This is a genomic window from Micromonospora sp. NPDC049282 (assembly GCF_043197045.1).
Lineage (GTDB): Bacteria > Actinomycetota > Actinomycetes > Mycobacteriales > Micromonosporaceae > Micromonospora.
Genome location: NZ_JBICSL010000002.1, coordinates 472433 through 486822 on the forward strand (window position 1 = coordinate 472433; position 14390 = coordinate 486822).

A 14390-nucleotide genomic window follows, 5' to 3' on the forward strand; every position below is an offset into this window, starting at 1 on the left:
AGGGAGCAACGTCGTGAGTCTCTACCAGTGGTTCCAGCGAAGCGTGGAGCGTGTGCCCGACGCGGTCGCGCTGGAGGTCGGCGGGGAGTCGGTGACCTACCGCCGGCTGCACGAGATCGCCGGCCGTCTCGCCGGGCGGATGCACGCCGAGGTGGGCCGGCGCCCGCGGGCCGTCGGTCTGCTCGCCGCCCGCAGCCTGCCGGCGTACGCCGGTTATCTCGCCGCGCTGCGGGCCGGCGCGGTCGTGGTGCCGCTCAACCCGGCCTTCCCGGCGGCCCGCAACGCCCGGCTGTGCCGCGACGCCGGGGTGGACGCCCTGGTCGTCGACGCCGCCGGCGCGGCGGTGGCCGCCGACGTCGCGGGCGACGCCGCCACGGTACGGCTCGACGGACCGCCGGACGCCGCGGCGCCGGAGCCGGCGGTGCGCCCGGACGACGTGGCGTACCTGCTCTTCACGTCCGGGTCGACCGGCCGGCCCAAGGGCGTGCCGATCCGGCACCGCAACGTCGACGCCTATCTGGCGCACTGCCTCTCCGGCTACCGGGTCGGCCCGGGAGACCGCCTGTCGCAGACCTTCGACCTGACCTTCGACCCGTCGGTGTTCGACATGTTCGTCGCCTGGGGCGGCGGCGCCACGCTCGTGGTGCCGCAGCCGGACGAGGTGCTCACGCCGGTGCGGTTCGTCAACGAGCGGCGGATCACCCACTGGTTCTCGGTGCCCTCGGTGGTGTCGCTGGCCCGGCGGATGCGGATGCTCTCCCCCGGCGCCATGCCCGGCCTGCGGCACAGCCTCTTCGCCGGCGAGCAGCTCACCTTCGAGCAGGCGCGGGCGTGGGCGGCGGCGGCGCCGGGCAGCGTGGTGGAGAACCTCTACGGCCCCACCGAGCTGACCGTGACCTGCACCGCGCACCGGCTGCCGGCGACGCCGGCGGACTGGCCGGCGACCTCGAACGGCACGGTGCCGATCGGCGACGTGCACGACGACCTGGACGCGATCGTGCGTGGCGAGGACGGCGCCACCGGCGGCGACGACGGCGAGCTGTGCGTACGGGGACCGCAGTGCTTCGCCGGCTACCTCGACCCGGCCGACGACGAGGGCCGGTTCGTCATGCACGACGGCCGGCGCTACTACCGCACCGGCGACCGGGTCCGCCGCGAGCACGGCACGCTGGTGCACCACGGCCGCCTCGACGACCAGGTGAAGCTGCGCGGCTACCGGATCGAGCTGGGCGAGGTCGAGATGGTGCTGCGCGGGCACCCCGGCGTGCAGGACGCGGTGGTGCTGGCGCTCGGCGCCGGCGACGACGTGACGCTGCAGGCGGTCTACACCGGCGCCGCCGGGATCGCCGCCGAGCTGTCCGGCCGCTGCGCGGACCGGCTGCCCGGCTACATGGTGCCGGCCCGGATCCACCACGTGGCCGCGCTGCCCACCAACGGCAACGGCAAGACCGACCGACGCCGGACCGCCGCCCTGGTGGGCGACGGGACCGGCGGGACGAGAGGAGAACGGTGATGACCGGGATCAGCAACGCGTACGAGCAGGAGCGGGCGTTCCGTTCCGTGGCGGGGCGGTTCGCCACCGGGGTGGCGGTGGCGACGGCGCTCGGACCGGACGGGCCGCTCGGCATGACGGTCAACTCGTTCACCACCGTGTCGTTGTCCCCCCGGATGCTGCTGGTCTGCCTGCGGCGGGACTGCCGGCTGTTGGACGCGGTCCGGCGCAGCGGCCGGTTCGCGGTCACCGTGCTCGCCGACGACCAGCGCGAGGACGCGGCCTGGTTCGCCAGCCGGGGCCGGCCCACCGGCGCGGAGGGTTTCGCCGGCGTGGCGTACGACGCGGAGCGGGAGACCGGCTGCCCGCGGCTGACCGACGGGGTGGCGTACTTCGGGTGCGAGGCGGTGTCGGCCGAGCCGGCCGGTGACCACGCCGTGCTGATGGGGACCGTCCGCGCCGCCGGCCTGCTGCGGTCCACGCCGCCGCTGCTCTTCGTGGACGGGCACTACGCGCAGGTCGCCGACGTGCGGGAAGCGGAGGTGGCGCGATGAGCATCGGCGGCGCCCCCGGCGACCTGCGCCACCTCAGCCTGCGCGCCGCGCGGGCTGGGGCGGACGCCATCCGCCAGGTACGCCACCAGGGCTTCCGGACCGTCCACAAGGGAGGCGCGGCGCAGGATCCGGTGACCACCGCGGACCACGCCAGCGAACGGGCGATCCTCGACCTGCTCGCCCGCGACCGCCCGCAGGACGCCGTGCTGGCCGAGGAGTCCGGGCTGAGCGCCGGCTGCTCCGGCCTGCGCTGGATCGTCGACCCGCTCGACGGCACGCTGAACTTCAGCCACGGGGCGAGCCGCTACGCGGTCAGCATCGCCGTGGCGGCGGGCTGCGACGCGGGCGACGGCGACGGCCGGGTGGTCGCGGCCACCATCCTGCAACCGGCCTCCGGCGCCTGCCTGGTGCTCGACGCCGACGGCGCGCACGACGGCGACTCCCGGGTCGCGGTCAACCGCGACGCCGCGCCGGCGCACGCGTTGGTGGCGTTCGCGGTGCCGAACGCGCCCGGCCCGCGGCGGCGGGCGTACCAGGCGCTGGTCGGCCTCGCGCCGCGCGTCGCGGACCTGCGCAACTCCGGCTCCACCGTCTGCGACCTGGCGGCGGTGGCCACCGGGGAGCTGGACGCGTTCGTCAGCTTCGACCCGGCGGAGTGGGACGTCGCCGCCGGCACCGCGCTGGTGGAGGCCGGCGGCGGGGTGACCCGCCGGTGGCGGCGGGACGGGCAGACCGTCTTCGCCACCGGCGCCCCGGCCGTGGTGGCGGCGCTGGAGAACTGGCTGGGCACGGACCGTGCCGACGAGGAGGGGAACGACGATGACGAGCAGCGATGAGTTCCGGCTGGCGCTGGTGGGTGCGGGGCGGATGGGCCGCCACCACCTGCGGGCGCTGGCGGGCAACCGGACGGTCCGGATCAGCCACGTGGTCGACCCGGTGCCGGACGCGCGGGCGGCGGTCACTGCCGCCGGGCTGGCGGCGTACCCGAGCGTGGAGGACCTGCTCGCGGAGGCCGCGCCGGACGGTCTGCTGGTGACCGCGCCGACCGGCCGGCACGGCGCGCTGGTCGCGGCCGCCGCGAAGGCGGGGCTGCCGGTGCTGTGCGAGAAGCCGGCCGGGTTGGACGCGGCCGAGGCGGCGGAGGCCGGCCGGGTGGCCGCGGCCGCCGGCATCGGCTTCCAGGTCGCCTACTGGCGCCGGTACGTGCCGGAACTGCGGCGGCTGCGCGAGCGGATCGCCGGCGGCGACCTCGGCGAGGTGCTGTTCGTGGCCGCGTCGCAGTGGGACGGGGAGCCGCCGGCGGCGGCGTTCCGCACCGGCAGCGGCGGGATCTTCGTGGACATGGGGGTGCACGAGTTCGACCAGATCCGGTGGCTGACCGGGCAGGACGTCGCCCGGGTCGCCGCGCAGCCGGCCGGGCCCGTCACCGACCCGGCGGTACGCGGGCGGGACGTGGACAGCGCGCAGGCGTTGCTCGGACTCTCCGGCGGCGGCACCGCGCTCGTCTCGCTCGGCCGGCACTATCCGGGCGGGGACATGGCGGCGGTGGAGGTCTTCGGCACCCGGGACCACGTGCGGCTGATGTTCCTCGACCCGGCGGACGGCGACGCCACCATGTACGCGGCCCTGGCCCGCCAGGCGGAGGACTTCGCCGGGCTGGTCCGCACCGGCCGTTCCGAGGGCGCTCAGGTGGCGGACGCGGTCGCCGTGCTGGACGCGGCGCACCAGGCGACGGAGCAGATCACCCAGAGTCACGAACCACAGCCCGATCGGTGAGTCCTTTCACCATCTGGGGGCGCGTTATTCCCTAGCCGCAGGTGGGAAATTCAGCCGTCACCACACTGTGGACGGTACTGCGGAGCGGGGGACTACATCCATGCAGTTCAGTGTTCTCGGTCCGCTGACCCTGTCTGCGGACGACCACGCGGTCACGCTGGCCGGCACCAAACCGCGCCTCCTGCTCGCCGTGCTGCTGCTCAGCGCGGGCCGGACCGTCTCCACGGCCCGGCTGGTCGACGGCCTCTGGCCCGATGCGCCGCCCGCGTCGGCGGTGCGCAACCTGCGGACGTACGTGCACCGGCTGCGGCAGGTGCTGGACCGCGGCGGCGACTCGGCCGACCGGCTGGTCCACGACGGCACCGGCTACCACCTGCGCGTCGACGAGCACGAGCTGGACCTGCTCCGGTTCCGGCGCCTCGCCGGGGACGCGCGTCGGGCCGCGCGGGAGGACCGGCCGGACGCCGCCGCCGACCTGTTCGACCGGGCGGACGAGCTGTGGCAGGGCCACCCGCTGGAGGACCTGCCGGATCTCGGCACCGAGCTGGGCCCGGCGGTCACGGCGCTGCGGGAGCAGCACCGGGAGATGACCACCGAGCTGACCGACCTGCGCCTGCGCCTGGGCCAGCCGGCCCGGGTCATCCCCTCGCTGCGCCGGCTGGTGGCCGAGGAGCCGCTGGACGAGCGCCGGCAGGCGCAGCTGGTGACCGCGCTGACGCAGGAGGGTCGCGTCGCCGAGGCGCTGACCGTCTACCAGCAGGCCCGCCGCGGCATCGTGGACGAGCTGGGCGTCGATCCCGGCCCCACCCTCCAGGGCGCCCTGCAGACCGCGCTGGACGCGGACTCGGCCGAGGCCCGTCCACCGTCCGGCCCGTCGGCCGCGCCGGCCGGCGCCGGTTCCGGGGCGCCGCCGGCCGGCCGGCAGGCGCTGCCGATGAAACCGCCGTCCCTGATCGGCCGGGACACCACCGCCGGCCAGCTCCGGGCCATCGCCGAGGGGATCGCCGACTCGACCGGCGCGGACGAGCACGCCGCCGTCGTGCTGGTCTCCGGCGCGCCCGGCGTCGGCAAGTCCTCCTTCTCGGTGACCAGCGGCTACGACCTGGCGGACCTCTTCCCCGACGGTCAGCTCTTCGTCAGCTTCGACAGCGGTGACGAGCCGGCGCGCGGCAGCGGGGAGCTGATCCGGGAACTGCTGGTCGAGCTGGGGGTGCCGCTGACCGACGTGTCCGAGGACATCCGGGAGCGGGCCGCCGTGCTGCGGTGCGCGCTCGCCGGCCGGCGGCTGCTGCTCATCATCGACGACGTCGAGTGCGCGCAGCAGGTACGCCCGTTGCTGCCGGGCGCCGGCCGCAGCCTGGTGCTGGTCAACAGCCGGCAGCGCCTGCTGGACCTGGACGTCGGCTGGCGGCTGACGCTGGGCGCGCTGGACCGGGACGAGGCGGTGGAGCTGCTGGCGACGATCGCCGGCGAGGCCCGGGTCCGCGAGCAGCCGGAGGTGTTCGGCCGGATCGCCGACGCGTGCGACCAGTTGCCGCTGGCCCTGCGGATCGTCGGCAGTCGGCTGGTCACCCAGTCGGACGGCGCGCTGCCCGGCTTCGCCGAGCACCTGGAGATCGAGGAGAACCGGCTCGCCGAGCTGGCCGTCGGGGACATCTCGGTCCGGCACACGTTCTCGGTCAGCTACCGAGGGCTGGACGTCGACGCCCGCCAGGCGCTGCGCGAGCTGGCCGCCGCCGACTCACTGATCACCGCGACCAGCGCGGTGGAGATCCTGCGCCTGCCCCGGCCGCAGGCCAACCGGCTGGTCGAGCACCTGGTCCAGCACAACATGCTGCTGCCGGTCGACTCCGACGGCCTCGGCCAACGCTTCCACCTGCCGGAGCTGCTGCGGATCTTCGCGAACGAGTGCCCGTAAGGAGGGGGCCCCGCTTGACGCATTCCGCATGAGCGGGGCCCCCTCCTGACGCTCGCTACTTCAGGAACCGGTCCAGCGCCGCCTCGATGGTGCCGCTGTCCGGGGCCGCGTACGACTTCATCGTCACCTTGTTGTAGGAGATGAAGCTCGGGCAGCGGGCGGCCGGCGCGGTCACGGTGCCGCCGTCGCCGATCTTCTCGCCGGTCTTCGCCGCGTGGAACGTCAGCGTGTAGCGCGAGGAGATGTAGTCGACCGTGACGGCCTTGCCGTCACTCGCCTTGTACTGGCACTTCTTCGGCGCGCCCTCGCTGCCGTCGACCACCTTGAGGCAGCCGACCACCGACGCGGTGGCGAAGTCCGCCGACTTGGCGTAGTAGCGCTTCTCCGAGCTGAACGACTTCTGCGACCAGAACGTCGGCCGGTCCGGTGCGTTCGAGAAGACGTACGCCTTCGCGCTCGACGGCCCGGTGTACGGGGCCGCGTTGAGGATCGAGCCACCCTCGCAGACCGCGGACAGCTCGCTGGCGTAGCGGGCGGTCGTCGCGTCGTTGTTTGTCGGCTCGTCCGGCCCGGTCGTCTCCGGCCCGGCCTGCGAGGGAGTCGCGGTCGGACCGGGAGTCGCGCTGCCGGACGCCACCGGCGTCGGGTCGTCCTTGTCGTCCCCGCCGAACGCGACGTAGGCGAGCCCGCCGCCGCAGCAGAGCAGCGTCAACGTCACCGCACCGGCGGCGAGGCCCACGATCAGCCCCTTCTTCGACCGGCCGCCGGGCGGCGGGGCCGCCGCGAACGGCGCCGGCTGCCCGGGGTAGCCGGGCTGACCCGGGTACGGCGCCCCGGGCTGCGCGCCGTACGGCGCCTCGGGCCCGGGCTGCGCGCCGTACGGGGCACCGGACTGCGGGCCGTACGGGGCGCCGGAGGCCGGTGGGGTGCCGTAGGGCGCGCCGGACGCGGGCTGCTGACCGTACGGCGCGCCCGAACCGGGCTGGGCGCCGTAGGGCGCGCCGGAGGCCGGCTGCTGGCCGTACGGGGCGTTGGGGTCGGGCTGGTTGCCCCACGCTCCGGCGTTCGGGTCCGGATAGCCTCCGTAGGGAGGGTGATTGTCACTCATCTGAGGTTCTTCCACCTGTCGTCCGTGGTTCCGGCGATCAACCACCCCGCAGCGTAATGACGGCTGCAAACCCACGATCGCCGACATCTGGTCGGTCTTCACCATCCGTGCCCACGCCGTTCCGGTGCGTGCCCGGACGGCCCGCGCACCCGCCCCGGGACCGCGCTCCACCTGGTGGGATCCGTTGCGCGGCAACGGATCGCGGGTGCGGCGCCGGGCACCACAGGCGCCGAAAAATGTGACGTAGGCTACAGCGACGCGGGCACCGTGTCCCGCGCCACGGCCAGCGCGCCGTACAACGCCGCGTCGTCGGCGAAGCCGGACCGCACCACGTCGGGCGGGTGCGGCAGCGCCTCGGTCAGGCGCAGCCGCTCCCAGCCGGGCACGTTGGGCGCCAGGTCGATGCCGTCCGGGCGGACCACGCCGGGCGAGGCCACCCCGGCCGCGGCGAGCGGGCCGCCGACCTCGCCGACCAGGTCGCCGGCGAGGGCCAGCGCCTGCGACGCGCCCTGCTCGGCGTGGGTGGGCACCCGGCGGTGGGCCAACAGCCGGCCGTCGGCGTGGCGACGTTGGTTCCGGCTGCCTTGATCGACTCCACTACGCCGAGGTGGCGGCAACCCACACGCCTCGACCCCGCCACCTCGGCGGAGTGGAGTGGATCACCACCCGCCCACCTCACCGCCGCCGGGTGGGCGCACAGCGGGACCTGCTACGCCACCGTCGCCGGTCAGAAGTGGACGCCACACACCCCTGCCACCCTTAATGAGATCCATCTATATTGACGGGCATCGCAGGCGCGGACAGACTTCCGGAACCACCACCCCCATGATCCCGCTCCGGGAGGACGCAATGAACCGTCCCCGCCTGTCGCTGACGCGTACGGCCGCACGCCTGACCGCGTTCGCCGCCGCCACCGCCGGCGTGCTGCTCGCCGTCGTCGCGCCCGCCAACGCCGCCGTGCCCTCCGGGCGCTACGTGGCGCTCGGCGACTCGTACACCGCCGGCCCGCTCATCCCCACCCAGACCGACCTGAACTGCCTGCGCTCCAACCGCAACTACCCGTCGCTGGTCGCGGCCGCCGCCGGCTCGTCGTCGTTCGCGGACGTGAGCTGCTCCGGGGCCACCACCGACGACATCCTGTACGGCGGTGACGGCCAGCTCGGCATCACCGTGCCGCCGCAGCTCAACGCCGTCACCTCGAACACGGCGCTGGTGACGGTGCAGATCGGCGGCAACGACATCGGGTTCTCCGGGATCATCAGCGACTGCGCGCAGGCGAGCGTCAGCAGCCCGCTCGGCTCGCCGTGCAAGGACCGGTTCACCGCCGGCGGCACCGACCAGCTCCGGGCCCGGATCGCCGCCACCGTGCCGAAGGTGACCTCCGTGCTGCGCTCGGTCCGGCAGGCCGCGCCGGGCGCGCGGGTCGTGGTGCTCGGCTACCCGGCGATCCTGCCGGACAGCGGGTACGGCTGCTGGCCGGTGGTGCCGATCGCCTACCAGGACGTGCCCTACCTGCGGGGCGTCGAGAAGGCGTTGAACACGATGCTGGCCGACACCGCGGCGGCGAACGGCGCCAGCTACGCCGACGTCTACACCCCGTCGATCGGCCGCGACACGTGCAAGGGCAGCGGCACCCGCTGGGTCGAGGGGCTGGTGCCGCAGAACGCGGCCGCGCCGTTCCACCCGAACGCGCGGGGCGAGCAGGGCATGGCCGACGCCCTGCGGGCGCACCTGGGCTGACAGCGCTCCGCCCGAGCCGGTCCCGCCACGTGGCGGGACCGGCTCACGGCCGGTGGGGCCGCGGGTCGGCGAACGCCGCCGTGGTGGTGACGAAGCCCCAGCACTGCTTCGTGTTGAAGACCACGGCATCCTTGCAGTACGACGGGCTGGACGTGGCGGTGGCGTCGCGGTCGCTGCTGGCGGCGAGTTGCACGCCGCCGTCGCCGGTGTCCCCGTAGATGGTCCGTCTGCTCGCCATGCCTCCGTTCTAGTCCGTCCGGCCGGTCCGACGGGCGGCGATGGCCGCAAGTGCATCCGGCCGGGTGGCGGAGCACCCCCGCCGGGTCGGGCCGGTCTCAGCGCAGCGACCGGAACGCGTCCCGCATCTCCCGCGCGAACAGCTGCGGCTGCTCCCAGGCGGCGAAGTGCCCGCCCCGCTCCACCTTCCGGTAGTGGATCAGGTTCGGGTACGCCCGCTCGGCCCAGCTCCGCGGCGCCAGCAGGATCTCGTCCGGGAACTGGCTGACCGCGGCCGGCACCCGGACCCCCTTCGCGGCGAAGAAGGACAGCGCGTTCTGCGCGTAAAGGCGGGCCGACGAGACGCCCGTGTTGGTCAGCCAGTAGAGCGTCACGTTGTCCAGGATGTCGTCCCGGCTCAGCCCGACCGGCCGGCCGGCGAACGCCGCACGGATCAGGTCCAGGCTGGCCGCGTCGTGGTCGAGCATGAACGACGCCAGCCCGACCGGCGAATCGGCGAGCGCGGTCAGCGTCTCCGGGCGGGTGGTCATGATGATCGCGTACGCGGAGTGCTTCCAGAAGAAGTCGATCCGCTCGCAGGCCGCCCGCTCCTCCTCGGAGAGCCCGGCCGGCAGCTCCGCCAGCGGGTCGTTCACCCCGGTGATGCCGCTCTGCAGCAACGCGTCGATCTCCGGCGGCACCACGCACGGCATGTTGGTGTGGATCCCGGCCAGCTCCGGCGGCGCCTGCACGCCCAGCATGTCGGTGATGAGCGCGCCCCAGTCGCCGCCCTGCGCCACGAACCGGTCGTAGCCCAGCCGCCGCATCAGCTCGGTCCAGGCCCGCGCGATGTGCTGCGGGTCCCAGCCGGGCGCGTCCGGACGGCCGGAGAAGCCGTAGCCGGGCATCGACGGGATCACCAGGTGGAAGGCGTCCGACGCGCTCCCGCCGTGCGAGGTCGGGTCGGTGAGCGGCCTGATGATCTTCATTTGTTCGATCACCGAACCCGGCCACCCGTGCGTGACGATCAGCGGCAACGCGTCGTCGTGATGGGACCGGACGTGGATGAAGTGGATGTCCAACCCGTCGATCTCGGTGACGAAGTTCGGCAGGTCGTTCAGCCGAGCCTCGACCCGGCGCCAGTCGTACTCCTTCTCCCAGTACCGGGCGAGCGCCCGGCTGGTCTCCAGCGGCACGCCCTGGGACTGGTCGTCGACGGTCTCCCGCTCGGGCCAGCGGGTCGCCGCGATCCGCGCCCGCAGGTCCTGCAGGTCCGACTCGGGCACCTCGATCCGGAACGGGCGGATGTCGGTGGTGGCGCGGGTCGGCGTCATGGTCTTGACGGCCACGGAGAATCTCCTCCTCGATCGGGATCAGGGGCCGAACGTGAAGACGTACGCGCGGAAGCCGGGTCGACGTCGGCGCCGCGCGCGCCGGTTTCCCGTCCAGCAGCTCCTGAACCGCGACCGCACGCTCCGAACGGCCGTCGGCGTCGGCTCCACGGCACTCCCCCCACCAACCGTCCCACCAGCAGAGAAATCACCCGTCCTGCGAGACAACCGCAGACCTTGGTACGAATGCGCCCCTCCGAGGGCCGTCCGGTACCAACTTCTCGCTGCGGGGTGGCGGCTACGGGAGGCGGCGGGCCACCGACGGAGACGAGCAGGGCTGACCGGCCCGCGCACCAGAACGCCGAGGTGGCGGTATCGGGGACGTCCCGACACCGCCACCTCGCCGAGGTGGAGTCGATCAGGCTGCGCGGTGGCCCGGGTCGACCCGGCGGCGCCGGCTCAGCACGGTCAGCGTGATGCCGGTCAGCAGCACCAGCCCACCGAGCGCGGAGAGCGGCAACAGGAACGAGCTTCCGGTGACCGGCAGCTTGCCGTGGTGCCAGGGCCACGGTCCCGGGTGCGGGCCGGGACCGGGGTGCGGGCCGGGACCAGGGTGCGGGCCAGGTCCGGGTTCGATCTTCACCCGGACGCAGAGCGTGTCCTCGGGTGAGACGGGCGCCGGACCCGACGGCGGCGTTCCGGTCGCGCTGGCGGTGTCGGTGATGCAGCGCTGCTCGGCGTCCGCCCAGGACACGGTGTAGATCGCCGTGCAGGTGATGGTCTCCCCCGGCGCCAGGGTGACGTCACCGTTGGGCGTGTCGTCCGGCCCGCAGGTGATCGGTCCGAGGTTCGCCGGGTCGGCCGGCGGCGCCGGCGTGTCCGTCACGGTGACCCCGGTCAGCGGGACCGAGCCGGTGTTGGTGACCTGGAAGCGGTACCGCACCTGCTGGCCGACCTTGTGCACCTCGGCCGGGTCGGCGGACTTCTCCAGCGTGATCGCCGCTCCCCTGGTGACGGTCACCGTGGCCGAGGCCGGCCCGGAGCGTACCGGCGCCGGTGGTTCCTGACCGGGGACCGTGGGCGGCGTGCCGACCGCGACCGCCGTGTTGGTGATCCGCCCGGCTGCCACGTCCGCTTCCGTCACCGTGTAGGTGGCGGTGCAGATGGTGCTCTGTCCCGGGGCGAGCGTGGTGTCGGCGCAGGTGATCGCCGACGGCCGCCCGCTGCCGGAGAACGCGGTCTCGTCGATGGAGACCTGGGAGAGCGTGGTGTTGCCGGTGTCGGTGACGACGTAGCGGTAGGTCACCACCTCACCCGCCCGGGACACCGTCTCCGGCGTCACGCTCTTGGTGAGCGCGATGCCCGGGTGCAGGATCGGGATGTCGTACGTCGACGGTCCGGAGACGGGCGCCGGTCCGCGGGGCGGGGTGCCGGTGGCGGTCGCCGTGTCGAGCAGCGACGCCCGGGTGAAGTCGGCCGCCGAGACCGTGTAGGTGGCGCGGCACTCGACGGACTGTCCCGGCGCCAGCGTGACGGTGCCGTTCGGCACGTTGTCCGGACCGCAGGTGATGGCGGTCTGGTTGGCGCGGTCGGCCGGCGGCAGCAGGGTGTCGTTCACGGTGACCCCGGTCAGGGTGAGGCCACCGGTGTTGACCACCCGGTAGGTGTAGTCGACCTGCTGGCCGGCCTCGGTGATGGCGACCGTGGTGGACGACTTGACGACGTCGATGTCGGACAGCGGGTCACCGGCGGGAACGGTGAGCGGCGCCGGGTCCGAGTCGATCGGCGTGGTGGTGCCCGGCGGGGTGCCGTGCGCGGTGGCCGTGTCGGCGAGCGAGCCGTGGTCGAGGTCGGCCTGGGTGACCGTGTACGTGGCCGTGCAGGTGGTCGACGCGCCCGGCGCCAGCGTGGTGTCCACGCAGGTGATCGGCCCGAGGTTCGCGTTCGACGAGGGCGGCGTCTGCACGTCGGTCACGTTCACGCCCGACAGGGTGAGCCCGCCGGTGTTGACCACGACGAAGCGGTACGGCACCTGCTGCCCGGGCGCGGTGATCACGGTCGTGGTGGACGTCTTGTCCACGCTGATCGCGGCCGTCACCTCGGCGCGCGGGATGGTCAGGCCGGACGGGTCCGAGTCGATCGGGGTCTCACCGCCGACCGGGGTGCCGTGCGCGGTCGCCGTGTCGGCGAGCGAACCGTGGTCGAGGTCGGCCTGCGACACCGTGTAGGTCGCGGTGCAGGTGGTCGACGCGCCCGGCGCCAGCGTGGTGTCCACGCAGGTGATCGGCCCGAGGTTCGCGTTCGACGACGGCGGCGTCTGCACGTCGGTCACGTTCACGCCCGACAGCGTGACGCCGCCGGTGTTGACCACCACGAAGCGGTACGGCACCTGCTGCCCGGGCGCGGTGATCACCGTCGTCGTGGAGGACTTCACCACGGTGATCGCGGGGGCGACCGGCGTGGCTCCGATCGTCAGGTCCGACGGGTCCGAGTCGATCGGCGTGGTGGTGCCCGACGGCGTGCCGTGCGCGGTCGCGGTGTCCGACACCGAGCCGAAGTCGAGGTCGGCCTGGGTGACCGTGTAGGTGGCCGTGCAATTGGTGGACGCGCCCGGCGCGAGCGTGGTGTTCGCGCAGGTGATCGGCCCCAGGTTCGCGTTCGACGACGGCGGCGTCTGCACGTCGGTCACGTTTACGCCGGACAGCGTCAACCCACCGGTGTTCGTCACCACGAACCGGTACGGCACCTGCTGCCCCGGTGAGGTGATCGTCGTGGCGGTGGAGGACTTCTGCACCGAGATCGACGGGGTGAGTATCTCGGCCGGGATGGTGAGGTCGCTGGGCTCGGAGACCACCGGCGTGCCACCGCCGGCCGGCGTGCCCCGCACGGTCGCGGTGTCGGAGACGCCACCGTGGTCGAGGTCGGCCTGGGTGACGGTGTACGTGGCCGTGCAGGTGGTGGACGCGCCCGGCGCCAGCGCGGTCGCCGGGCAGGTGATCGGGCCGAGGTTGACGTTCGACGACGGCGGCGTCTGCACGTCGGTGACGGCGATGTCGGTCAGTGCGACGCCGCCGGTGTTGACCACCCGGAACGAGTACGGCACCTGCTGCCCGACGGAGCCGATCAGCGCGGTCGTCGACGACTTCACCACCGCGATGCTGGCCGCGCCGCCGCCGTTGCAGGTCAGCGTGGTGCCGAACGGGAAGTAGTGGATCTCGCCGCCCTCGTGGTCGAGGGTGCGGGTGATCACGCTGCCCTCGGTGTTGCTGGCGGACAGGTCGACGAAGTCGGCGTTCGGAGCGTAGATGCTGCCCTCGACCGTGCGCGCGGCGGCGGTGAGCGTGAGCCGGGTCGCGGTCGGGAAGTTGATCAGGATGTACGGGGCCTGCTGGCCGCCGATGCCGGAGAAGTTCGGCGCGTTCCAGTCGAAGGTGTTCCCGACGCCTGTGGTGTCCACGTTGATCAGCAGCGGGGTGGTCGCCGTGGGCTGGTCGCGGAAGGTAAGCGTGTCGATGTTGTTCAGGTCGGTGGCGCTGAGGTTCAACACGTTGGTGACCCCGCTGGTGAGGGTGATCACGGCGTTGCTGCCCGGCGGGATCGGCCGGGGCAGGACGTTGCCGTTGGGGTCGGTGAGCACCACGGTGTTCGCGCAGCCGGCCAGCCCGGTCGAGGTGGACCGGAACGACGCGAACGTGTCGGCGAAGTTGATCGGCGAGGTGGGCCCGACGTTCGCCGGGGCCTGCCGGACGGTCAGCTCGACCCGGGGGAAGGCGTCGTAGTTGTTCGTCGGCAGGATCCGGGTGTTGACCGCGGCGCCGTTGTTGTCGGTGTCCCGGACGAACGCGCCGGTGAGGTTGCCGACCTTGGCGTACCCCTGGGACAGCACCTGGAGCCGGGTGCCCGAAACGCTGCCGGCGAAGTCGACCCGGCCGCCCACCACGAGCGCGGTCGGCCGGCTGTCGCCGGGGACGACGAACGAACCGGCGGTGTTGTTGGCGAGCTGGTAGTTGCCGAAGGAGAGGTCCCCACCGACCGCCATGGTGCCGTCGTTCTCGTTGGTGACCACCCTGGCGTTGCCCTCGGTCATCACCCCGAAGCTCTGTGCCGGCGCGACCGGGTTGACCGGTCCGATCGCCCGCGCCGACTGCGGTGGTGGTGGTTGGCCGCCCGGCGCGGCGGCTGCCGCCGCGACCGGGGCCGGCGCGGCGAGCGCCGCGACCACCACGACGGCGGCGGTCCTCCACCACATCCCACT

Annotated in this window: 11 protein-coding genes; 6 read left to right on the forward strand and 5 right to left on the reverse strand. The window is 73.6% G+C overall.

What is annotated here, in order from left to right; translation table 11 throughout:
- Window positions 1–13 precede the first annotated feature (13 nt).
- The 5 genes from ACGFI2_RS06000 (at window position 14) to ACGFI2_RS06020 (ending at window position 5740) form a co-directional block, all read left to right on the forward strand.
- Window positions 14–1513, forward strand: a complete 1500-nt coding sequence (locus ACGFI2_RS06000) for an amino acid adenylation domain-containing protein (protein ID WP_393511333.1) — start codon at window positions 14–16, stop codon at window positions 1511–1513.
- Window positions 1513–2046 carry a flavin reductase family protein gene (locus tag ACGFI2_RS06005; RefSeq protein WP_393511336.1) on the forward strand — a complete coding sequence of 178 codons (534 nt, stop codon included), beginning with the start codon at window positions 1513–1515 and terminating at the stop codon, window positions 2044–2046. The genes ACGFI2_RS06000 and ACGFI2_RS06005 overlap by 1 nt, the downstream gene beginning before the upstream one ends.
- Window positions 2043–2882: an inositol monophosphatase family protein gene (locus tag ACGFI2_RS06010; protein ID WP_393511339.1), complete on the forward strand. Its 840-nt coding sequence runs from the start codon at window positions 2043–2045 to the stop codon at window positions 2880–2882. The genes ACGFI2_RS06005 and ACGFI2_RS06010 overlap by 4 nt, the downstream gene beginning before the upstream one ends.
- Window positions 2866–3822 carry a Gfo/Idh/MocA family protein gene (locus tag ACGFI2_RS06015; protein ID WP_393511342.1) on the forward strand — a complete coding sequence of 319 codons (957 nt, stop codon included), beginning with the start codon at window positions 2866–2868 and terminating at the stop codon, window positions 3820–3822. The genes ACGFI2_RS06010 and ACGFI2_RS06015 overlap by 17 nt, the downstream gene beginning before the upstream one ends.
- Before the next feature lie 100 nt (window positions 3823–3922).
- The gene (locus ACGFI2_RS06020; RefSeq protein ID WP_393511345.1) at window positions 3923–5740 is read left to right on the forward strand and encodes a BTAD domain-containing putative transcriptional regulator; all 1818 of its coding nucleotides are present in this window, start codon (window positions 3923–3925) and stop codon (window positions 5738–5740) included.
- 55 nt (window positions 5741–5795) lie between these two features.
- On the opposite strand, the gene ACGFI2_RS06025 is transcribed toward ACGFI2_RS06020, so the two are convergent.
- Window positions 5796–6848, reverse strand: a complete 1053-nt coding sequence (locus ACGFI2_RS06025) for a hypothetical protein (protein WP_393511348.1) — start codon at window positions 6846–6848, stop codon at window positions 5796–5798.
- A 248-nt stretch (window positions 6849–7096) separates the two neighbouring features.
- Window positions 7097–7393, reverse strand: a complete 297-nt coding sequence (locus ACGFI2_RS06030; RefSeq protein WP_393511351.1) for a hypothetical protein — start codon at window positions 7391–7393, stop codon at window positions 7097–7099.
- Between the two features lie 304 nt (window positions 7394–7697).
- Here ACGFI2_RS06030 and ACGFI2_RS06035 point away from each other — a divergent pair, with 304 nt between their 5' ends.
- Window positions 7698–8588, forward strand: a complete 891-nt coding sequence (locus ACGFI2_RS06035; protein ID WP_393511354.1) for an SGNH/GDSL hydrolase family protein — start codon at window positions 7698–7700, stop codon at window positions 8586–8588.
- A gap of 43 nt (window positions 8589–8631) precedes the next feature.
- On the opposite strand, the gene ACGFI2_RS06040 is transcribed toward ACGFI2_RS06035, so the two are convergent.
- The 3 genes from ACGFI2_RS06040 to ACGFI2_RS06050 all read right to left on the reverse strand — a co-directional run bounded on the left by ACGFI2_RS06040 (window position 8632) and on the right by ACGFI2_RS06050 (window position 14384).
- Window positions 8632–8826 carry a hypothetical protein gene (locus ACGFI2_RS06040; protein WP_393511357.1) on the reverse strand — a complete coding sequence of 65 codons (195 nt, stop codon included), beginning with the start codon at window positions 8824–8826 and terminating at the stop codon, window positions 8632–8634.
- 97 nt (window positions 8827–8923) lie between these two features.
- Window positions 8924–10153 (reverse strand): epoxide hydrolase family protein, encoded by a 1230-nt coding sequence (locus tag ACGFI2_RS06045; RefSeq protein WP_393511360.1) that lies wholly within the window; start codon window positions 10151–10153, stop codon window positions 8924–8926.
- Window positions 10154–10553: 400 nt separating this feature from the next.
- Window positions 10554–14384 (reverse strand): collagen-binding domain-containing protein, encoded by a 3831-nt coding sequence (locus tag ACGFI2_RS06050; RefSeq protein WP_393511363.1) that lies wholly within the window; start codon window positions 14382–14384, stop codon window positions 10554–10556.
- Window positions 14385–14390 lie beyond the last annotated feature (6 nt).

Excerpts from the sequence above, each read along its gene's own strand:
- ACGFI2_RS06005 (WP_393511336.1), top strand. The coding sequence starts at position 1,513 with ATGACCGGGATCAGCAACGCGTACGAGCAGGAGCGGGCGTTCCGTTCC.
- ACGFI2_RS06010 (WP_393511339.1), top strand. The coding sequence starts at position 2,043 with ATGAGCATCGGCGGCGCCCCCGGCGACCTGCGCCACCTCAGCCTGCGC.
- ACGFI2_RS06015 (WP_393511342.1), top strand. The coding sequence starts at position 2,866 with ATGACGAGCAGCGATGAGTTCCGGCTGGCGCTGGTGGGTGCGGGGCGG.
- ACGFI2_RS06020 (WP_393511345.1), top strand. The coding sequence starts at position 3,923 with ATGCAGTTCAGTGTTCTCGGTCCGCTGACCCTGTCTGCGGACGACCAC.
- ACGFI2_RS06025 (WP_393511348.1), bottom strand. The coding sequence starts at position 6,848 with ATGAGTGACAATCACCCTCCCTACGGAGGCTATCCGGACCCGAACGCC.
- ACGFI2_RS06035 (WP_393511354.1), top strand. The coding sequence starts at position 7,698 with ATGAACCGTCCCCGCCTGTCGCTGACGCGTACGGCCGCACGCCTGACC.
- ACGFI2_RS06040 (WP_393511357.1), bottom strand. The coding sequence starts at position 8,826 with ATGGCGAGCAGACGGACCATCTACGGGGACACCGGCGACGGCGGCGTG.
- ACGFI2_RS06050 (WP_393511363.1), bottom strand. The coding sequence starts at position 14,384 with ATGTGGTGGAGGACCGCCGCCGTCGTGGTGGTCGCGGCGCTCGCCGCG.